The sequence below is a fragment of the Bacteroides sp. AF20-13LB genome (assembly GCF_003603065.1).
Lineage (GTDB): Bacteria > Bacteroidota > Bacteroidia > Bacteroidales > Bacteroidaceae > Bacteroides > Bacteroides uniformis.
This window is the reverse complement of sequence record NZ_QTMH01000018.1, coordinates 73,957-96,707: the sequence shown is the minus strand read 5'-3', so window position 1 is coordinate 96,707 and position 22,751 is coordinate 73,957. Positions and strand designations below refer to the sequence as shown.

At 45.4% G+C, this 22,751-nt stretch carries 13 protein-coding genes; 3 read left to right on the top strand and 10 right to left on the bottom strand.

From position 1 onward, the window contains the following. Positions 1-90: 90 nt before the first annotated feature. Positions 91-2,784, top strand: coding sequence for a hypothetical protein (locus DWX62_RS19185; protein WP_243636289.1), 2,694 nt, complete (start codon positions 91-93; stop codon positions 2,782-2,784). A gap of 217 nt (positions 2,785-3,001) precedes the next feature. Here DWX62_RS19185 and DWX62_RS19180 read toward each other — a convergent pair whose 3' ends face one another. Beyond that, entirely contained in the window at positions 3,002-3,625 is a 624-nt protein-coding gene (locus DWX62_RS19180; protein ID WP_005825839.1) for an HU family DNA-binding protein, read from the bottom strand. Between the two features lie 400 nt (positions 3,626-4,025). On the opposite strand from DWX62_RS19180, the gene DWX62_RS19175 reads away from it, so the two are divergent. Continuing rightward, positions 4,026-6,116: a BT4734/BF3469 family protein gene (locus DWX62_RS19175; RefSeq protein WP_120173093.1), complete on the top strand. Its 2,091-nt coding sequence runs from the start codon at positions 4,026-4,028 to the stop codon at positions 6,114-6,116. On the opposite strand, the gene DWX62_RS19170 is transcribed toward DWX62_RS19175, so the two are convergent. From DWX62_RS19170 to DWX62_RS19145, 4 genes are all read right to left on the bottom strand, one after another. Next, a complete protein-coding gene (locus tag DWX62_RS19170) occupies positions 6,113-6,574 on the bottom strand; it encodes a low molecular weight protein-tyrosine-phosphatase (RefSeq protein ID WP_005833576.1) in 462 nt (153 codons plus the stop codon). The genes DWX62_RS19175 and DWX62_RS19170 overlap by 4 nt on opposite strands. Positions 6,575-6,595: 21 nt before the next feature. Further along, positions 6,596-9,061, bottom strand: coding sequence for a primosomal protein N' (priA, locus tag DWX62_RS19165; protein WP_120173091.1), 2,466 nt, complete (start codon positions 9,059-9,061; stop codon positions 6,596-6,598). A gap of 455 nt (positions 9,062-9,516) precedes the next feature. Then, on the bottom strand, positions 9,517-12,546 hold the full coding sequence (locus DWX62_RS19155) for a cell surface protein (RefSeq protein WP_120173090.1): 3,030 nt from the start codon (positions 12,544-12,546) through the stop codon (positions 9,517-9,519). A 434-nt stretch (positions 12,547-12,980) separates the two neighbouring features. After that, entirely contained in the window at positions 12,981-13,934 is a 954-nt protein-coding gene (locus DWX62_RS19145; RefSeq protein ID WP_117967188.1) for a site-specific integrase, read from the bottom strand. Between the two features lie 475 nt (positions 13,935-14,409). Here DWX62_RS19145 and DWX62_RS22060 point away from each other — a divergent pair, with 475 nt between their 5' ends. Then, positions 14,410-14,562, top strand: coding sequence for a hypothetical protein (locus DWX62_RS22060; protein WP_005825762.1), 153 nt, complete (start codon positions 14,410-14,412; stop codon positions 14,560-14,562). A gap of 153 nt (positions 14,563-14,715) precedes the next feature. Here DWX62_RS22060 and DWX62_RS19140 read toward each other — a convergent pair whose 3' ends face one another. The 5 genes from DWX62_RS19140 to DWX62_RS19120 all read right to left on the bottom strand — a co-directional run bounded on the left by DWX62_RS19140 (position 14,716) and on the right by DWX62_RS19120 (position 22,658). Then, entirely contained in the window at positions 14,716-15,057 is a 342-nt protein-coding gene (locus DWX62_RS19140) for a hypothetical protein (protein ID WP_008661937.1), read from the bottom strand. Positions 15,058-15,138: 81 nt separating this feature from the next. After that, entirely contained in the window at positions 15,139-18,306 is a 3,168-nt protein-coding gene (locus DWX62_RS19135; protein WP_005825757.1) for a hypothetical protein, read from the bottom strand. A 434-nt stretch (positions 18,307-18,740) separates the two neighbouring features. Beyond that, the gene (locus tag DWX62_RS19130; protein ID WP_008661885.1) at positions 18,741-19,694 is read right to left on the bottom strand and encodes a site-specific integrase; all 954 of its coding nucleotides are present in this window, start codon (positions 19,692-19,694) and stop codon (positions 18,741-18,743) included. A gap of 133 nt (positions 19,695-19,827) precedes the next feature. Then, positions 19,828-20,592 carry a hypothetical protein gene (locus DWX62_RS19125; protein ID WP_005825742.1) on the bottom strand — a complete coding sequence of 255 codons (765 nt, stop codon included), beginning with the start codon at positions 20,590-20,592 and terminating at the stop codon, positions 19,828-19,830. Between the two features lie 5 nt (positions 20,593-20,597). Beyond that, positions 20,598-22,658, bottom strand: coding sequence for an HDIG domain-containing metalloprotein (locus DWX62_RS19120; protein WP_009037308.1), 2,061 nt, complete (start codon positions 22,656-22,658; stop codon positions 20,598-20,600). Between the last annotated feature and the right edge of the window lie 93 nt (positions 22,659-22,751).

Sequence of the window (22,751 nt, the reverse complement as noted above, 5' to 3'; positions counted from 1 at the left end):
TATTTTCTCCTTATTCCCTGATTATTAACGGGATTAACAAGATTTCATTACCTGCGAAGTAACGGAAAAAATCATATAATCAACAACTATGTGAAAGGGAATGAAAATGAGAGATTATTCACTTTTTTATTTTTTAAATTTATAAATTTAAAGTTTTCAATTATGAACAAGAAGTTTCTAAGTGTAATCCTGTTTAGTGCCTTAATGGTTGGTACTGCAGGAACTTTCACGTCTTGTAAGGACTATGATGATGACATTGATCAGATCAACAATGAGTTGACTGGTATCAAGGCTTCAATCAGCGACTTGCAGGCAAAAGTGGGCGATGGTAAGTTTGTTACCAACGTTGTGAAAAATGGTGATGGTATTACAATCACTTGGAGTGATAATACTACTAGCACCATTGGAACCATTAAAGGTGATAAAGGGGATAAGGGTGATGCTGCTACAATCACCATCGATCCAGTTACTAAAAATTTCATCATCAACAACGAAGATACCGGTATTTGCTCTGAAGGTAAGAATGGAGTAAATGGCATCAATGCTAAAGCTCCTTCTATCAGTAAGGAAACCGGTAATTGGGTGACTTACGAATGGGATGCTGAAAAGAATGACTATGTCGGCACTGATACTGGCATTTCTGCCATGGGAGCAAGTACTTATGTCGTAGATAAGACCAGCTACTGGGAACTGCACGTTGCAACGAGTGAAAATGGTGAAGGCGAACCTGCTGTCATCAAATTACCCAAAGCCGCATCTATTACAAGCTTGAAAGCGGTTTCTATTGATGACGGTCAGATTAAAGCTGCTAATGTTACAATGAGCTATGGTAAGGCATTGGGTGCTGATGTGAAATTTAATAATGTAACATATAAGAAAGACGCTATTTTGCTTTCACAGACTAGTACATTAAGTGCCATTGTAAATCCTCAGGATGCCGATGCCACTAAATATGCTTATGTTTTGTCCGATTCAAAAGGTAATATGCCTTTCAAGGTGACTAATCCGGTAGCTAACATGACTGAAGATGCATTGACTCGTGCAGCTTCAGTGAACAAGGGTGTATTCGATATGACTGTAGAGTATCTTTCTACAGCAAATTGTGGTAAATCTGCAGGAACTTATGCTTTAACGACTGAAACTGCCGACGGTTTGGTCGCTTCCGCATATGATGTAAAAGTGACAGAAAAGGCTGTTAATACAATTGCTGTAACTAACCTGAAAGCTCTTTCTGTTGACATCAATAAGGAACTTGATTTAATCGGATGTTTCAAAAATGCTAATGTTGCTACTGTTAATGGTGTTGCTGTTGCCGATTTGACTCCTTATATCGTTGATTACTATTTTGAAATTGCCGATAAGACTGCTGCAGCAAATCTTGGTGCAACTATATCAGGAAATACGATTAAGGCTGAAAAGGCTGGTCTTCTTGATATTAAAGTAAATTATCTGTTAGTGAATGGAACTGTCGCAGAAGCTACAACTGCCAAGACTATTGCAGTAACCTTTAAATATGTTGCTCCTTCAACAACTTTAGGTGATGTAGAATGGACAGTAAATAAAACTAATGCTGATTTCTTCTTGCCATTGGGTGATATTCAAGCAGCTTTGGCTGGTTCAACTGACACTGACCTGCCTTCTGTTGTAAAGGTTGGAAGCATTACTTGGGCAGACGGCAAGGCTCTTACTGAAAAGACAATCACAGTAAACGGTGTGAAATATGGTAAGGATGGAACTGCATTCGATGAAAGCTGGATTACAACAATTGATGCAAGCACTCTTTATGTTAAAAACAGTGCAGGTCAATATGTTTCAGCGGCTGGCTCTAAGATTCAGACCCCGTTGTACATCAAGTTCAGTTTCGATTACACTAAAGCATTCCCAGCAGAAGAAAGCTATCAAATTGTATTGGGCTTGAAGAAGAAGGGAGCCACAGTAAACGCCTTTGAAATTCCTGTTAAGGTTACTATCAAGTCTCCGGCTGAGTCAGCTGTAACTCCGTTCAGCAGACTGTCTGCTTACTTCGTTGGTGACAACGCTGTAGCTTACGGTTCAGCAGATGGTACAGATGTTACTTATAACTTGTTCAAGCTGTACAAAGACATGGGTGCTGAAAAGACCAATGTAGCGTTTACTGAAACGCTTCACGAAATTGATGGACACACTTGTACACCATGGATTACAACAACCGGTGTTGCGGGTGATATCAGCGTTAAGGTATACGACAATGCTCAGAATGCAGACAACAGAGACAATGTTTACTCAACTCGTGAAATCCAGGCTGCTTACACTGTATTCGGCAACGTTCACATCGCTAAGATTGTAGATAAATTCAACTTGACAGTTAAGTCTGAAATCAAGGAAGGTGCCTTGGAAGCTACTGCAGCTGCAAATGCTTCTGGCAATGGTGTTAGTCCTATCAAGGTTAGCTTGAAGAACATCACTGCTAAGGATGTTTACGGAGAGGCTTATAACTTGACTCAGATGTATAAGAAATCAGGTGCTAATTATGTAGCGGATACAACTGAGCCTATGGATAGTAGAATCCAAAGCGTGAGAGTTGTTTTGGCTGATGACAATGCCAAAGAATATCTGGCTATTGAAGACCATAGGGGAAGTCAGTTTGCTCCGACTGAGACTGATGCTTACTCTTACTTCTCAGTAGTGAAGAAGAGCGCAGAAACTGCATTGCAGAACGATGTTCCATGTAAGGTTTCTCTCGTTGTACTTGATAAGTGGGGTGCTACCACAACCACTACTGTAACAATTACTTTGAAGAAGTAAGATATATAGTACATAGATAGACTTGAGGGTATTCCGATAAAACGGAATGCCCTCTTTTTTTCTCCAGAAATTTATTTTCCATCACTTTGCTTCCACACTTCCACCCACCTCCTGCATCCCCCTATCCATCGGCATTTGAGCTGCTGTGGAAGCAACAAAAAAAGGTGGAAGCAAATTTTGCTTCCACCTACTCAAAACGCTATAGTTTTACCGTAACCTACTCGTCTCTACCATAATACCCCGTGCAAGGTACATAAATCGGTTGGTTGAGTTTTCCTGCATTCTCGAGTTTGCCTTCGCTGCGAAGCAGGCGAATATGAAGCTGTGCAGTAGAGCGCATCATTCCGCAGAGGCTCTGAAAATCACTGCGTGTAAGGAACTGATGCGTAGAGAAGTAGCTCGTCAGCCGCCTGTCAATCTCCTTGTCACTCAGCTTTTGGGAATGCTCATTCAGCCCCAGCGGTTTAGCTTTGATAGCGCCTATCTCATTCTTCAGCACCTGGTCGGCACGAAACTTGATGCCCTTCAGCTTAATCTTGGTGGTTTTACGTTTGGTCGCGGCAGTCACCGGCTCCGTGCTCGTCAGTACGGGATAAAAATAGCCGATACCGTCCAGATGTACCTGCCGCCCCTCGGCGAGGTCTTCCCCCATGACGTGCGACAAGGCATCCAGTACCGCCGAGACATCAGTCTCCGTCAACGAGCTGCGTTCCTGAATTCTGCGACGCAGTTCGTCGGTAGTGGTAGAGCCGTTCAAGCGGATGCGCGGATGAAGTATCTTTTCTTCCCGCTGTTTGTCTTTAGGTTCTGGGAGCTCATACCAATCGAATAAAATTGCCATAGTTCAATGTCTTTTAAGTTGTTGTACAATACGTTCGCGCCCTATGCGGAATAGGTGCGGGTTACGTACTTCATCCGTAAAAGCTTTGGGAAGAGAAACGCCTAACGGCCATGAACAGCTCTGCTTACAGTCGTCAAGCGATTGCTTCATGACCGTAAGCAGAGCTGTTCATGGTCGTTAGGCGTCATCTATTCCCTATACAAAAGTAGACAAACAAAGGGAGAAAAGCAAAGGAATGCCTATGTTTTAAAAAAGAAATCCAAAGGTTTCCGACACCACGCTGTATAGTTTGTGGAAGCAGGCATTTATTTAATAATTATTCTGCTGAATACTTGTTTTCCGCCTTCTGATGTCGTATCTTTACGAGAATTATATTTACCCAAACAAGCTGACAAACAGAATGAAAATTACCTTGATTAGAGCAGAAAAAGAGAGCGGAAAGGAAGCCCTCAGCACCCTGGAAGCGGATGCACTGATTAAAAAACTGAAAACCGAAACCAAAGCCGGACATGTATCGACCCTCCGGGCCATCCTTCCTCAACTGGAGGGTACTTGCGCCCAATACGAACATATAGACAAACTGCCACGCATCTACCCTGCCGTGGAATATAGCCGTACACAAGAGGGAGAACGGCAGATGAAGAACTATAACGGACTCGTACAACTGGAAGTAAACCGTCTGTCGGGCATTGCCGAAGCGGAATATGTAAAGCGACAAGCCGCCCTGCTGCCACAGACCTTTGCCGCTTTCTGCGGTTCCAGCGGACGGAGTGCCAAGATATGGGTATTGTTTGCCCTGCCCGACGGCACAACGCCGAAGCGGGAGAGCGATGCCGCCTTGTTTCATGCCCACGCCTACCGTATGGCGGTGAAGTGCTACCAGCCCTTACTGCCGTTTGCCATTACATTGAAAGAACCTTCCCTTACACAGAGTTGCCGCATGACTCTGGATGGATATCCTTACTACAATCCTGCCGCTGTGCCTTTCTGCTTGGAACAACCCCTCGGCATGCCCGAGGAAGAGAACTTCCGGCAACGAAAACTCGCAGAAAAGAACCCGCTGTTGCGGCTGCATCCGGACAGTAAAGCCTCGGACACCTTCGCCATACTCTTCGAATCGGCCCTTGACCGTGCATTTCGCGAATTGGACGGCTGGAAACGGGAGGGGGATTTACGGATACTGCTGGTGCCTCTGGCCGAACATTGTTTCAAGGCAGGCATCCCCGAAGAGGAAGTAGTCCGCCAGACATTGATGCACTATTACCGGGAAGCGGATGAATTCATTGTTCGTCAAACGATTCATAACCTATATCAAGAGCTTAAAGGCTTCGGGAAAAAGAGCAGTCTGACGCAAGAGCAGGAGAGCGTTTTCCGGCTGGAAGAGTTTATGGGCCGCCGGTATGAGTTCCGCTACAACACCGTTCTGGATGATTTGGAATACCGTCAGCGCGACTCCGTCCATTTCTATTTCAAGCCTGCTGACCAGCGTGCCCGCAGTACGGTCTCCATGAATGCCCTGAAGGAGGGTATCCGCGTATGGGACCGCGACATCAACCGTTTCCTTACTTCAGACCATGTGCCACTCTATAATCCCGTCGAAGAATACCTTTACGATACCGGCCGCTGGGACGGGAAAGACCGCATCCGGGCGTTGGCCGACCTCGTCCCGTGCCACAATCCTCATTGGCGGGAGTTGTTCTACCGCTGGTTCCTAGGCATGGTGGCACACTGGCGTGGAATGGACCGGCAACACGGAAACAATACTTCTCCTCTGCTTGTCGGTTCCCAAGGGTTCCGGAAATCCACCTTTTGCCGCATTTTGCTGCCACCGGAACTGCGTTTCGGCTATACGGACAGCATTGACTTCAAGAGCAGGCAGGAAGCGGAACGCAGCCTGGGATGCTTTCTGCTCGTCAACATCGACGAGTTCGACCAAATCAACATCAACCAGCAGGGCTTTCTGAAGCATCTGCTGCAGAAACCGGTTGCCAACCTGCGCAAACCCTACGGCAGCACCATCCGGGAGATACGGCGGTATGCCTCCTTCATCGGCACCAGCAACCAGAAGGACTTGTTGTCCGACCCCAGTGGCAGCCGCCGTTTCATCTGCATTGAGGTCACCGGCCCCATCGATACAAATGTCACCATCAACTACCGCCAGCTCTATGCACAAGCTCTGAATGCCGTAGCCAAAGGTGAGCGCTACTGGCTGGATGATGCCGATGAAGCCATCTTGAAGCGGACGAACCGGGAATTTGAACAGCTCACCCCACTGGAACAACTCTTTCACAGCCATTTCCGTGCGGCAGAAGAGGATGAAGAGGGGCAATGGATGATGCCCATGCAGATTCTTTCCGCTTTACAGACAAAGACGCGTGACCGTCTGGCAATCAACAAGGTTGCCGTATTCGGGCGGACGCTCAAGAAGCTTGAAATACCGAACAAGAAGTCAAGGCAGGGGACACTGTATCATGTAATGCCGCTGGATTAAATGCTCTGCAGTAACCCCGCACAAGCATCTTCCAGAATGTCCAGCACATACTCAAAACCTTCGGAACCGCCGTAGTAGGGGTCCGGTACATGGTCGGCATGGGTAAACTTTGTACAGTATTCCGTCATGCGGTGTATCTTGCTCCATTCGGCGGTTGAAGGGGCACGATCTTTCAGGTCGTCGATGTTGCGGTCGTCCATACCGATAATCAGGTCGAAGTTGTAAAAATCCTCGGTACGTACGGGTCGCGAAAGATGCGTCAGATTGTATCCACGGCGGGCAGCATGGGCACGCATCCGGCTGTCCGGCAGTTCGCCCTGGTGATAGGACAGAATGCCTGCAGAATCGATTAAAAACTCATCCGCACGTCCGGCTTCTTCTATCAGATGTTTCATGACTCCCTCTGCCGAGGAGGAACGGCAAATGTTGCCGAGGCAAACGAAAAGTATCTTCTTCATATTTCTTTAGTTACGAGTTATTTACATCGGGTCTACATCATAATACACTATCAACGACTTGAAGCGGTCTTCCGCCACCATCTCCTTTTGCACCTGGACGAGCAGCTCGCGGGCACGTGCCATCGGGGCATTGGTTTCTATCTTCAAGATAATCTTTCGGATGAACAGGGTCTGTACGCGTGCTACGGGCGGCTTGTCCGGTCCCAGCACACGGTTGCCAAAGACGGTGCGGAGCTTGGCGGCCATAGTCTGTGCCATGAGGTCGAGCAGGGTCTCGTTCCGGTTCTTCAGGTAGACATACACCAGGCGGTAGTAGGGCGGGTAGTGGAACATCTGGCGTTCGGCAAGCTGCCCGCCTACCATGGCTTCGTAGTCGTTGGCAATGACTTGCGGGATGATGGGATGGTCGATGCTTTTGGTTTGTAGCACCACCCTGCCGCGCTTGTTCTTCCGTCCGGCGCGTCCGGCAACCTGCGCCATCAGCTGGAAGGCGCGCTCGTAGGCGCGGAAGTCGGGATAGTTCAGCATGGTGTCGGCATTGAGTATGCCCACAATGCTGACGTGGTCGAAGTCCAGACCCTTGGACACCATTTGCGTGCCTATCAGGATGTCCGTCTTGCCTTGCTGGAAATCGGAGATAATGCGCTCGTAGGCGGTACGGGTGCGGGTGGTGTCCAAGTCCATACGGGCTACGCGGGCGTCGGGGAAGAGGGCTTTGATGTCATCTTCTATTTTTTCCGTGCCGAAGCCGCGGTTGCGCAGGTCAGTGCCCTCGCAGGCGGGGCAGATGCGGGGCAGTTGGTAGGTGTAGCCACAGTAGTGGCAGGTCAGTTGGTTCAGCCCCTTGTGGTAGGTGAGGCTGACGTCGCAGTTCTTGCACTTGGGTACCCAGCCGCAGGTGTTGCACTCTATCATGGGGGCGAAGCCGCGGCGGTTCTGGAAGAGGATGACTTGTTCTTTCTGTTCCAGCGCTTCGCGGATATATTGCAGGAGCAGCGGAGAGAAGGGACCTTTCATCATCTTCTTGCGGTGCAGCTCCTTGATGTCTACGGGGATAATCTCCGGCAGTTGTATCTCTTTATAGCGTTCTTTCAGTTCCACGAGGCCATACTTACCGGTAGTGGCGTTGTGCCAGGTCTCTACGGAAGGGGTTGCCGTGCCCAACAGAGTTTTGGCGCCATACATGGAGGCGAGTACAATGGCTGCATTGCGGGCATGATAGCGGGGAGCAGGGTCTTGCTGCTTGTAGGTGTTTTCGTGCTCCTCGTCCACAATCACAAGACCGAGGTTGCGGAAAGGAAGAAAGACGGAGGAGCGGACGCCGAGAATAATGTCATAGTCTGCTTCCGACAACTGCTTCTGCCAGATTTCTACCCGTTCCGCATCGGGGAACTTGGAGTGGTAGATGCCCAGACGGGAACCGAAAACGCGTTGCAGGCGCTCTGTGATTTGCGCAGTGAGGGCTATTTCGGGCAGGAGATAGAGCACCTGCTTTCCTTGCCGGATGGTTTCTTCTATCAGATGAATATAGACTTCGGTCTTGCCGCTTGCCGTGACACCATGTAGCAGGCAGACGTTCTTGCTTTGAAAATTCTCTAAGATGGAGTGATAAGCGCGTTGCTGGTGCTCGTTCAGCGGGTTGACGGGGATGACTTCTTTGAGGAGTGCTTTGTCTATGCGACCTATTTCCTGCTGGTAGACTTCGAATACACCACGGTCCACAAGACCGTTGAATACGGCAGGGGTGGTGGAGGTGCGTTGCAGCAGTTCGGCTTTGGAGACTTCTTTTATATCTCGTCCGCTGAGGTAGCCGGAGAGTTCCAGATATTTCATCAGCAGGTCCAGTTGCTTGGGGGCACGGCGCTGCAACTCGTCGAAGAAGATGTGCAGGCGGTGTTCGTTGCGGGCGGCGGCGGTGAGGCGTACACGGGTTTCGGTCTTAGGCTTATAGGTACGGCGCAATTCTTCCTTTACGAAGATGGCCTCTTTGTCGAGCAGTGACTTGATGACAGAAAGTATGTTCTTGATGCCGGTCTCCTTCTCCAGTTTCGTCACGCATTGCTCCGGGTCGGCAGAGAGCATATCCAGTATCTTCTGTTCCTTCTCCGGCAGGCGGACATCGGATTCGAAATCGGGGTTGTACTCTACGATTGTTTCGCTTTCCAGCTTCAAGCCAGAGGGTAAGGCAGCTTTGTAGACGTCTCCTTGCGTGCAGAGATAGTAATCGGAGAGCCATTCCCAGAACTTGAACTGCCGCGGAAGCAGTATCGGGCGGGCATCCAGCAAAGCGGACACTTCCTTTACTTCGTATTCGGTGGGGGCACAATAGTGCACGTTGCGCACGATGGCTGTATAGTATTTCTTCCGTCCGAATGGCACTACCACCCGGCAACCGGTCTGCACTTCATCCACCCATTCGTCGGGCAGGGAGTAGGTGAAGTAGCTGTACAAAGGCAAAGGCAATATGACGTCGGCAAACTTTTTCATCGTGGGGACAAAGATAGTGGAAAGTGGAGGGAGAATGAAATGAACGGGGGCATTTTTTATGCTGAGGAGAGGAGGAGGCTGTTGTGGATTTGGATGAAGATAAGGGAGAGGTATTGCAGATTTTATGGGTAGGATGGGTGTAGAAGTATGGGGAAACTGGCGTCAGTGTTTTATAAAATTTGTTCGATGTATTAAAATAAGAATGAGTGAGTTGCAGTAAAACTATGGCGTTTTGAATAGGTGGAAGCAAATTTTGCTTCCACTTTTGGGAGTTACTTCCACAGCGGGGTAAATGCCGATGGACAAGGGGATGCAGGAGGTGGGTGGAAGTGTGGAAGCAAAGTAGGGAGAAAAAAGTAGGAGAAAACAAAATTGTTTTCTCCTACCCTCATAAAGTACGGAAGCTTATTTTTTCAGTTAGGCTTCTCTTTCATCAATTACTAAGAATGAAAAAATTATTTCTTAATAACGAAGTATGGATATTCCTCAGGATTTTCGTGTCCGAAGAAGTCTACCATTGTGAACTTCAAGGTTGCAGTAACATCAGAAGTCGGTGGATTTTGTCCCAATCTTGAAGCAAATACAAATTCTTGAGTAGCCTCATCAAATGTTACAGTAAAGTATTCGTCATCCACATTGTTAGAAGCCAAGTGGCATTCTTTGATATTTGCAGCAACAAAAGCAGGCGTGTAGTCTATATCACCTTTCTTGAACTTCAGAATATTAGCAAGAGCAATTCTTATTACAGAAGTGTTATAAATTAAGTCTTCCTTAATTGGATTCTTCTTGGTATCAAAGTTCTTCCATTCAGAAGTGAAACCTTCACCGCATACAAGTCTCAGTTTGAAGTTCTGGGCAGCCGGGGCTTTTACAGTGTAAGAGTGGTCTGCCGTTTCTGATGAAACATTGCTGTACTTATAGGATACGGTTACATCGTACATCTTTCCTTCTGGTTTATCTGCAAACAGAGCTGCTGCTTTATCCTTGTCATTGTTTACATCGAGATAGAATCCATATCTATTAGCATTTGCCTTATCAGAGTAGAATACAATCTGCTTTTCTGCGCAAGTGAATGTATAGTTGAAGTCGATGATTGCGTTGGTAGGATCAGAAACGCCATTGAATGCTGTACCCAGATTATGGATAGTAGTAGTATTCCAGTTAGTTTCTGTTACTTCAACAACCTTTGCGCCTTCTTTGTCAAGTTGGTTGGTCTTAGCAGAGAATGCAGCAGGGAATTCTGGCATCTTCTTGGTTATTTCAATGGCAACTTTCTTAACTATTACATTCTTCTTACTATCGGTAAAGTTGAAATACATCTTATAAGTACCATTATCCTTGAACTTATCCAAATCACCCTTCAATGAAATAACTAACTTGCCTTCCTGTCTGTCGAAGTTTTTGGCGAAACCGTCATTGTCATTCGGATTATTCTCTATGTCAAATATCAAATTACCTTCCTCATATTCATCATATTTATCTTCAAACAGTTTCAGAAGTTCTTCGTCCAAATCAATCTCAACATCACGTTCGTAATTACCATCAGGAGCATTCCATACCGGTACGTAATCAGCCTTCAACGTAGTAGTCATAGCATCGATGTCGCCTACTGCTACATAGAATGCCTTACCGTCCGGGTCAACCAAAGAACCGTTATTATTTACTGCATATACGCGGAAACCGATAATGTCACCATCAGCCTTCTCTGCATTGATAGACATTTCAATCTTACGGTTTGTCGTAATTGTATTCAGTCCTTCGATATCTGCCTCATAAGAGTTCCATGCCGTGATTTCAGACGGAGCACTTTCTACGGCACGTTGCGCGTCGAGCACTACATAGAAACCATAGATACCACTGATATTCTCATCATTATAATTCAATTCTACGGTAAACTTTTCACCCACTTTTGTAGAGAAGAAAGAGTTCCTAGAACCTTCTTTGTCACGGTTATCGCCACCCCACCAAAGGTCTTGGTCTCTCCATGTGTCATATTTAGTAGTAGCATCAATAGATACATAAGAGCCGTTTTCCTCTATACGGTTTCCGTTTCCATCAACATTCCATGCATAGTCATAGAACAGCTTTTTGCTTGCATCAGCAGTTAAAGTTCCATCTTCAGCATACTGGAAACGGTTACGCAGATCATTCACATCCTTGTCGTTGACCTTGAAACTCAGTTTATACTGCGGTGTATATACAGAACCCAGTGTCAATTCATAACCGGTTGTCACACTACGTTCCACGTCACCCGGTTTGTCTGTTACTGCTACTGCGTAGAGAATATCCTTCAGTTTCTTCACCGGTTCGTCTTCAGCGTTGCCGCTCTTATAGTCAAACTTTGCAGCTTTCAGCAAATTCTCTTCTGTATAGTTGTCCTTGTTCAACTTGAATACGACTTTCCACAGACCATTAGAAGATACACCTCTGGTTACTGTGCCTTTGAACTGCTCCACTTTCTCAACAGTCACCAGTTCATCTAGATTGCCCAGTGCAGAATTGACAAATGAAATCTGTCCTTCGGTCAAGGTGGCATTAGCCGGTGACACACGAATCAATACAGAGTCGCTGATGAATGCTCTTTCACCTTTTTTGAACTCCTTTTGATTAATGATTTCATAAGAATTTGCCTCTACTTCGTCGGAGCTGCCTTTACCAAACACACGGTCTTCTACAGCTTCAGCAGTACGCAAATCCATTATAAAAGGCTCACCTTCAATAATATTGTCAGTTTTGCTGCCGAATGAATAACTCAACAATTCTACATGAGTAACAGCTTTACTGAATGCAGCAGAAATCAAGTCTAATTTAGCGCCTACAACTTCTGTTACTTGTGCTGCAATTTTTGCAGCCATTTCTTCTGTCAGCTCGCCAGCTTGCAATTTTTCCAAATCAGCTTTTAAAGCAGCAATGGCAGCATCGTTGGTTCCTTTATATTCATCCAAAGCGGCAATTTGTGCTTCAATGGCAGCTTTGTTCTTACCAATCTGTTCTGCATTGGCAGCGACATCAGCTTTCAAGGTAGTGATGCTGCTCTGCAAAGCTACATCTGCTGCTGCCAATTTTTCCAATGTTGCTTCAGTAGTAGTTTTGAACTGTTCCAAAGTCTGGATTCTACCTGAAATTTCAGCCAGTTTTTCTTCTATTGCTGCTATACCGGCTTTGTCGGCCTCTTGCAACTCGGCTTTGACTTTTTCCAATTCAGCCTTTGCTGCAGCAATAGCAGCTTCTTGTGCTGCAAGGGCAGCCTTTGAAGCCTCGTCTTTTGCAGCAGCGATTTCACTCTGCAAACCACTTTGTGCAGACTGCAAATTGCTGATTGAGCTCTCTACAGCAGTAATCTTGGCACTCAGACCATTTTGACCGTCGATTTGTTCCTGCAAGTTGTTGATGTCATCATCGTAGTCCTTACAAGACGTAAACGTTCCTGCAGTACCAACCATTAAGGCACTGAACAGGATTACACTTAGAAACTTCTTGTTCATAATTGAAAACTTTAAATTTATAAATTTAAAAAATAAAAAAGTGAATAATCTCTCATTTTATATTCCTTTCCCATATCTGTTTTGTTATATGATTTTCCGTTACTTCGCAGGTAATGAAATCTTGTTAATTTCGTTAATAATCAGGGAATAAGGAGAAAATAGGTGGGGCTTGTCCAGAATAGTAAAAATCTGTTCGTTGGGATATTGGAAAGAGGATTGGAAGTCCAGAAAAGTGACAATGGGAAAGTAATGAAATGAGGCCTTCAAAAAATGGAAGTGTGTATTTTTAGCTCAAAAGATTGAATAACAGCATATTGATAGAACCGATGTGAGCTCCGTAAAGACAACACCATTCCGTTCCTCAAAACTCTGTTTGAAGATTCCGGAAAATGTGCGACAAATCTATTCTATCCTATCAAAAGCAGTAACGTCTTTTACACCATACACGCTCCACTTCTTACAAAAGAAATTACCCTCTGATTTGCCTCGTCAATCTTTCTGTTGCTGAAAGGCTTCAGATAGGTTTCCGTCACCGTAATGGAGGAGTGCCCCATGGCTTCCGATATGATTCCGGGGTGTATCTCGCAATGGTAAGCCATTGTGGCCCAGGTATGTCTGGCCGCATAGGTGCTGAGTGCCGACTGCATTCCCAGACACTGTCTGAGTACTGCCAAACGCTGGTTGAATGCCCTGAGTGCCGACTGGTATTCCCGGTATGCGGCTTCCGTACCTTCCTCGCTCTGCAGGATGGGAAACAGATAGGGGGAGTCGGGGTTCCTGTCCGCCACCATCCTGACCATCTGCATGGCTTCGGGTGTGAGTGACACGGTCAGTGCCCGTCCCGTCTTCCGCCTTCTGTAAGACAGTACATTCCCCTGCAGGTCCCTTTTGTGCAGGTACGCCAGGTCCACAAAGGGTATGCCCCTGAGCATGAACATGAGTACGAAGAAAATCCTTGTTCTCTGCTGTGCGTTTGGGAGCGTCCCTCCTTGCAGGCTCCTTTCCGTCTCCCTTACCAGGCTGCTGATGTCGGATGCCTTGAGCGCCTTCTTCTTGTCTGCCCGTGTGCCGGTATACACATGCTCGAACAGTCTGGGTACATACCGTATGTACTTTCTGTCCACCGCCCGATGATACACCGAGCGTACCGTCTTGATGTAGGTGGACACGGTGTTCCAACTGCAGTTCCTCTGCCTGAGGTAGTTTTCGAACCTCTTCAGTACGGTTGGGCTCAGCTTGCGCATGGGCATTGGTTGCCATTTGGTGAATGCCGAGAATGCATTCATCGCTGATTGGTAGATGTGTGCTGTCCCCCATCTGCCGCCTTCCCGGAGTTCCCCGATGACTGAGGAGAACATTTCTTGTAAGGTAATTTCATTTCTGCTCATTTCCAATTTATTTATAAAGAGTTTATCTTACAAGTATATACAATAAAATGAAGAAAAACAGAAGCTTATAATGTATTTTTCATTTTAGCCAGTCTTTCAGAATGCCCCCAAATATATTTCTTATATTTGCGAAAAAAGTCGCATTGAAAAAAAATCGCAATATGAATAATCCATTTAAATTCAGTACCATTGTAGACGGTGAATACTTTACGGATAGAGTAGCGGAATAGGGAAGAGTAAGAGAGATACTTGCAAGTGAAAATCGCCTGATATTTATTAGTCCACGACGTTTCGGCAAGACCAAAGTAACGAAAGGATTGTCACGTCCCGTTTTTCAGTTGAACCTGCAGTTGGTAACAGGCACTGCCGACTTTGCCGCACGATTATTGTGGATTATGCTTCAGCAATATCCTATGGAACGCCTGGAGTATCTCATCACTCACTTTCATTTTATTCCCACCATTTCAACCAATCCATGACAGATGGCATAGAAGTTTCATTTCAGCCGCCAATGGATGAAACAGACAAGAAGGTATTGATAGGCTTAGCTGTAGAGATGAGGGTTCCAGTCTTCCTTTTCTACAAGGTGTCGGCATTGATTCTCCAAGTACTGCCTTTGGCAGTTTAAAGCTGCTTGGGCAACAAGATATGTGATACGCAACGAAGAGTATGAACTGGATGCTCCTTTCTTTCTTGTCGATATATACAAAGATGGCTATTTCCGTTTTCCTAAGAAGGAAAATGGAAATAGCCGTTTCTAGTATGGAATATCTAGCTTATATCATTTTGGGTAATTGATTCTTCTGCCCAATACGTCATTGCGCATTTCCCGTTCACTACGATAGAGCTTCCCGTCTTTCAGGAAATAGTAAGCAGGATATCCGGCAAACTCAATTGTAGCATATTCCAAATTATCTGCACTTTTACAGACTTGCCAAGTACCTTCATAAGTCAGCGAGTCGTTAAACTGGATAAGTGTGGTTGAATCCGCTTTAAGTTCAAAGCGTACTCCTTCTTCCGTAAAAAAAGTGCCGCCAAAGGGATGGCTACTGCTTTTTCCGGTACAGGCTACTAACACACAGATACCCATCAAGAGCATTGAAGAATAAATAAATCTTTTCATCTTCATCTGTTTTTATTTAATCAATAAAGGGTATCCCATTAAGGAATACCCTTTAATATATCAGTATCTAACGATCTTTACTTATCGTGTACCAGGAGTTCCAGAGTTAGGAGCTACAGTAATCTCATAAACATTGATGAGAGTTTTCCACTTATAACCGTATTCAACCGGGATAAACAGCTTATAAGCTTTGTTAACCGGAGTACCGCTATAGTTGTAATAAGTCAAGACTTTTTCTTTGTCACCGTCACCATCGATATCTTTTTCTTCATATCTGATTTCAATGTTTGCAGGCAACTTACCATTTGTATAACCTTCTTCTGGTTCCAAGTTACCGTCAGTCAGTTTCAAGTTAGTCTTGATCTTAGTAACATCCAGAATATTGTCAGAACCAGCCTTCAACGGCCAAACAGCTTCTCTTACTTGATAGAAGTCATACAATGCTTTTGGCAGACCAGTTGTGTTTTCCACAATCTGCTTGTTGTCATTCCAAGAGTAGTAAGTGAATGCACCAGTTACATCAATTGAGCTACCTTCGTTCTTGGCGTCAACGAAGTTGTCGATTTCGCCCTTCTTAACTTGCAACGGCTCAATAATATTTGCTTCGTATTGCTTAACAATGCCTACATTCTTTGCATTATTGCAGAGATCAGCAACCAAGTTGATGGGAACCATCTTACCAACCAATGCCTTAGCAGCTTCTGTCGGTTGATTAGTGAAATCTGTAACAGCATGATCAGGAACAGCTTCTTGCAACTTGATGTTGTACGTCAGCTCGTCTGCGTTCAAAAGGTTAGCCTTGTGATTTACGATTGTTGCTGCTAATTCTCCCTTAATCCACAATTCTGTATCATTGTTTCTCAACTCAGCCTTCACTTCAGTACCATCGTTCCAAATATAAGTATAGTTGGCGATTCTTGCCTTATCGAATACGAATCTTACGCCTTCTTCTGCATAGTAAATGCCGTTAGCATTTTCAGGCATAGTGTGGTCAGGTTGCATCGGACCAAAAGCAGGATAATAGAACTTCGTATTAGCTACATTCTTATCTGTATAATAGATAGCGCCAGCAGCACCTTCAGTAGGTTTCACACCTCTGTCATCCAAGAAACCGTTCAACAAGTCAGTATAGATGTTACATGTCGGGTTAGTACCGTCAACAACATTCCATGCCGGATTAGATTCTTTGGTTCCATAAACGATCGGGTTGATGTTGAATATCTTATATTCCTTTTCACCTTTCCAGTATGTACCCATGTGGCCCCATACATTTAAAGCAGGCATATAGACAGTTCTTGTCATCACAACGGTAATATCAGCATTGATACCCTTAGGATCTTTGTAGATAACAGTCTTCGTGAACGTCTTCTCTTGCTGACCAGGCCAGAACACACCAAGATCTTCTTCGTTTAATGTCCACAAAATATTGTGAGACTCAACGCCTTCTTCCGGATCTTTCAAATCTTCAGCTGTACCAGCTCCCTCACCTACAATGAATTCAGTATAGATAGCATGGAATTCGTTCTTTGTCATACCACCTTCTTTAGCCTTGTCGTAAATCATGGTATTCATCATTTCTGTATCGACAAGGTTCTTAACTTTACAAGAGAACAATACCGGGTTGAACGGAACTGCCAGTTCTTTTCCTTCCATTGTCCATTTAACCTTCAAGTAACGTTGAGCAACCAATGCATTGCCATTTACAGAGTCGATCAATTCTACGCAAACAATAGGCTCACGACCTACGGCTGTTGCAGATCCAGAGATGTCATATACTTTAGCAGACATTTTACCATTCATCGGAGAATCGATTTCTGCAAATTTTTGTTGGTCAGTCTTGTTGTCATTGTCGTTTTCAGGAATATAAGCGGCTTCTGCCAGACGGAAACGGAATGTCAGACCATAGTCCTTGTAGTCTACCAAATCCTCATGTGCGGCATGATCATTGGCTTTGTCACTAACACAAACTTTTACCAATTTCTTTAAATCAAGAGGTTGGTCATAAGCTTGGTAATAGTCAACTAAAGCATTTGCATTTGATTCATACAGACATACTGAGTCATGATAGTGAACATAGAAATCACCGTTTCCATCATTCTGTATTTCGTCTGCGAATTCACCTGTTATGGTTTCTCCAAAATCAGTTCTGCTGTTAGCCAAATACGGCAATTTGATAAGCTCTTCAATACGAGCATATTCAGAGTTTACATAAACGCCATCAATAGTACCAGCTTCAACATCCTTGGCTTCGTCTTCTGTATAGTTTTCTGCAGAAATAGGAGCTTTCAAAGAAGCCATATAGAATTTCTCCTTATTGCCTTCCTTAGTGGTAGAGAGCTGTTGACCTAAGAAATCAGAATGTTTTTTGAATGTAACTTCCAGTACACCTTCCTTGTCAATATTGTGACCTGTAACTTCGATCGGGCTATTGTTTGTAATTGTTGTACCGTCAGCATTCTTTGTCATTATATTTTCAGACTTGATGCAGTCAAATGACGGAGTCAGGATATCTTGAGTACGAACACCTACACTCGGGCTTACATGGAAATAAGCCTTATTCTTCTCAGTAGCGATGTAACGGGCTGTACCGGCATCTTTGTGGTCTAACACAGGACGGTTAGTGTGGCCCGAAGGATCAGACGTATGTGTAGGCATTGCCTCATACTTCTGAGGAGTATACTGCAAAGTGGTAAAAGTCATAGCAGCAATACCGTTGATATGCTGAGTCGGGATCAGAGCTAGACTAGTCAGACGGTGTCCAATCAATTTAACCACCTCAGCGGTCAGGGCATCAACCTTTGCAGCCAAAGCTTGTAATTTTTCGTCTGTAACGAAGCCTCCTTCAAGCTCTTTCTTTAAATCTGCAATTTTCTTGTCCACAGTCTCCAATGAGGCCATTTTGTCAATTTGCTTCTGCAAGTCTGCCTGCGCTTTCTCCAGAGCGGCTTTTAAGGCTGCAATTTCTTCAGAAGAAGATCCACCTTGTCCTGCTTTGTCCAATGCTTCTTTAGCTTTGTCCAGTGCTTCTTGTGCTGCTGTTTTAGCATTAGAAGCTTCAGTTTTGGCTTCAGCGATAGAAGTCTCCAAAGCACTTACTTTAGAGTTCAATTCATCAAGTGAAGCTTTCTTGTCCAGTTGTCCCTGCAAGTCCTTGATGTCATCATCATAGTCCTTACAAGACGTGAACGTTCCTGCAGTACCAGCCATTAAGGCACTGAACAGGATCACACTTAGAAACTTTTTGTTCATAATTGAAAACTTTAAATTTATAAATTTAAAAAAATAAAAAGTGAATAATCTCGCATATTTGGTATTACTTTCTCTTATTTTTTTGTTAAAATTTTCCGTTACTTCGCAGGTAATGAAATCCTGTTAATTCCGTTAATAATCAGGGAATAAGGAGAAAATAGACCGGTTTTGTTTGGAATAGTAAAAAACAGTCCGTTGGGATATTGGAAAGATAATATATAGTCTTAATCTCCAACATCATAGAAAAGCTGCAATAGAAATTATGAAGTGAAAAAGTCTCTAATTTTCAATATAAGATTCTATCTCTCAGTTTATTGCTTACGTTGGGAAACTTTTTGTAAAGCCAATATCAATCCGCTCCTCAAAACTTTGTTTGAAGACTATAAAAAAGAAACAACAAGTTTGCTCTACTTCCTCAAAAGAAGTAATCTCTTTTATACTGGATATCCTTCGTTTTTTACAAAAGAAATTACCTTCTGATTGGCTTCGTCAATCTTTCTGTTGCTGAAAGGCTTCAGATAGGTTTCCGTCACCGTGATGGAGGAGTGCCCCATGGCTTCCGATATGATTCCGGGGTGTATCTCGCAATGGTAGGCCATTGTGGCCCAGGTGTGTCTGGCTGCATAACTACTGAGTGCCGACTGCATTCCTAGGCACTGCCTGAGCACTGCCAGACGTTGGTTGAATGCCCTGAGCGCCGCCTGGTATTCCCGGTATGCCGCTTCCGTGCCTTCCTCACTTTGTAATATGGGGAATAAATAAGGAGAGTCCTTGTCCTTGTTCGCTATCATTCTCACCATTTGCATAGCTTCCGGCGTCAATGACACGGTCAGTGCCCGTCCCGTCTTCCTGCGTCTATAAGACAAGGTGTTTCCTTGTAAATCCCTCTTATGCAAATAGGCCAGGTCCACAAAAGGAATCCCTCTTAGCATAAACATCAGTACAAAGAAAATTTTTGTTTTCTGTCGGGTGTTGGGAGATTGGCCGTCCTGCAGGCTCATCTCTGTCTCCCGTACCAAGCAGCCTATGTCGGAAGCTTCGAGCGCCTTTTTCCTATCTGTCCGTGTACCGGTATACACATGCTCAAACAGCCTGGGTACATATCGCACCATCTTTCTGTCCACTGCCCGGTTGTAAACCGAACGTATCGCTTTGATATAAGTGGACACCGTATTCCAACTACAATTCCTCTGTCTGAGGAAGTTTTCGAATCTCTTCAGTACGGTCGGGCTCAGCTTGCGCATGGGCATCGGTTGCCATTTGGTGAATACCGAGAATGCATTCACCGCTGACTGGTAGATGTGTGCCGTTCCCCACCTGCCGCCTTCCCGGAGTTCCCCGATGACTGAGGAGAACATCTCTTGTAAGGTAATTTCATTTCTGCTCATTTCCAAATTATTTATAAAAAGGTTTATCCTGCAATTATAAATAAATTGAGAGCAAGTGCAAAGGCATCATTCTGAAATCTGCGAAACGGGAATGATGCCGTATCCGACAGCTTATTTGTTGGCTAACGTCTGTTTAGTGGCTGATATACGTATCCTGGAAGAACCGCTTGTTATCATTCAGGCTGCAAGTGGCATCCACTCCGGCTTGTTGCAGGCGTTCGGCAATCTCATTCAGTTTCTTCCTCGAAACCCTTCCGATATAGAACAGACGGTAGCGGTAATCGTTGTCCAGCAATTCCATGACGTGCGTGAAATTCTGTTCGCGGGCAAAGTCGAAGTTTACTTTTCTTAGGTTCTGGTACGGATAGCGGATAGTCCTGCCTACGCTGTGTATGATGAGGCCGTTATTGTCCAACGTCAGGTAGCAGAAGCGGGTCATCAGCATGCTGATGAAAAAAAGACTTAATGCAAACGAAATGATAGCCGGGATGAAGCCCCTGCCACTGATGGAATAATATCCCAATATAAGGAATATCAGGAATAAGACAAAGAACCAGAACATATAGAGTGACGGACGCTGGTATGTTTCTGTGGGAACCTCTGCGACTGTCCGTTCCCTCGGTGCGTAGTTGTCGAAGGGGATTTCTTGGGAGACCAGGTAGCGGATGACCGAGGAAGGGTGACGGAAAGGAGGCAGATAGATTACTTTTTCTTTTCCTTCCTTTAGATGTAAAGTCAGTATGCCCGGACCATATTTGTCTTTCGCAGCCAAGTTGCTTTTGCGGGGAACCTGGTGGTAACGCTTCATGAAACTGAAACTCTTGATTTGGTGCAGTCCGATGTGCTGGCTTTGCAGCAGTTGTTCGGCTCTTTTCTGTTCTTTACTGGTCACTTCCATAGTTCTTATTTTTTAAGTTCGGGATAACTGATGCGGGTATGGTATATAGTCTTCAGCTTCTCCTTGAATACGTTCTTCACGGTGGCAATATCCTTGAAGGTGATGGGGCATTCCTTGAAATAGCCTTCTGCCACTTGCGAATCGATAATCTTGTCTACCAGGTTGCTGATGCTCTCTTCCGTATATTCGGGCAGACTGCGTGAAGCGGCTTCCACCGAATCGGCCATCATCAGGATAGCCTGCTCTTTGGTGAACGGGTTGGGACCGGGGTAGGTGAATGCCTCCTCGTTAGGGTCTTCACCGGGGTGCTCGTTTTTCCAGGAGATATAGAAATACTTCGTTTTCCCACGGCCATGGTGAGTGGTGATGAAATCCTTGATTACTTTGGGGAGATTGTTCTTCTCGGCCAGCTTCAGCCCGTCCGTCACATGGCTGATGACGACTTGGGCACTTTGCTCATAGCCCAGATTCTTGTGCGGATTGACTCCACCCGACTGGTTCTCGGTGAAGAACACCGGATTCTCCATCTTGCCGATGTCATGATACAGCGCTCCGGTACGTACCAGCTGGCTTTTGGCTCCGATACGGTTGGCCGCTTCCGCCGCAAGGTTGGCAACCTGCATGGAATGCTGGAAGGTGCCGGGAACTGTCTCGGACATGCGGCGCAGCAGGCTGTTGTTGATGTTGGACAATTCGACCAGGGTGACATTGGAGGTAAAGCCAAACGTCTTTTCCACCAGGAAGAGCAGGGGATAGGTGAACAGCAGCAACACTCCGTTAATGACGAAATAAGTGTACATGCTTCCGTTGATTTTTGTCAAGTCGTTTTCTGTAATCAGCTCGAAAGCAAAGTAGACGGCAGCGTAGGTCAATATGACGAGGAAGGCTGTCCGGAACAGTTGCGACCGTTGTGAAAGTTCCCTCAGACTGAAGATGGCAACCAGTCCCGCCGAGAGTTGCAGAAGAATGAATTCATGCGGATAGCGCAGGCAGATGGAGCATATCAGTATGGTGGTGACTTGTGCGATGAAGGCCGTGCGTGAGTCGAGGAACACCCGGATGATGACCGGCAGCATGGCATACGGGATGATATAGACATTGAATATGTTGTTGGCAACCATGATGGCCGTCACCACGCAATAGAACATGATGAGGGCGAAGAGCAGGGAGAGGCTGCCCTTGCGCTTGTAGTAATCTTTACGGAACAAGTCGAGGTAGAGCATGAAACACAGCATGAAGATACTGACAAACAATACCTGCCCCGCCAGCATCAACCGTTTTTGCCCGATGGACTCACTGCGTTTGATGGATTCTTTCCGTAGACTCTCAAGGATGTTGTATGTCTCCTGGCTGACAATCTCGCCGCGGTCGATGATTTTCTGTCCGCTCAGTACGATGCCGTTGGCCCATGAATAGTTGTCGAGCATCTCCTTCTTAGCGGTTTCGGTCCGCTGCTCGTCATAGGTCAGATTAGGGAACAGATATTCGTTCAGCGAGCATTGCCGTAGAATGTCCGGGCGGTAGTGGGCGGTATCGGCCGTGAGTATATAGTTATAGGCATCCTTCACCGAATATACCTTGTTGATGTCCTGCTGGTTGGCCAGTTTGTCGTTAATGACCATGATGGCGGTTGTGCTGTCCTTATGCAGTTGGTTCAGCTCTTCGGTAGAAACGATGCCGGCGCGATATACTTCAGAGAGTTTCCTTTCCAGAAAGCGGACGTAGTCGGTGGAGGGAAGCAGGCCGCGCAGGTGGGTCTGATAGTCTGCCTTCAACTTGGCGAGCACACTTTTCTCAATGCTTTTGTCCAGCTGGAAATACGGCTGGAAGGCGGCGAGGATACTGTCTTGCTCGCGTTTCACCACTTCATCGGCCTTATAGATGGGGAAGTCGAAGGTGGCCATGAGCTGTCCGTACTTCCAGGGCTTGTCAATGTCGAACTGGTAGTTGAATTTACCGTCACGTGGCAGAAAATAGACAATAATCCCCACAGTGCCGATGAATATCAGTGCTCTGTATAGCAAATCTCTGAGCGAGAACTCTTTTTTTGTATTGAAATAACTCATATCGGCTGAAATTTTTGCGAAAAGTACAAAAAAAAACATTAGTGTGGAAAAAAAGGTTTAATTTTGCCGTCTAAAATATTCATAAGTAAGGTA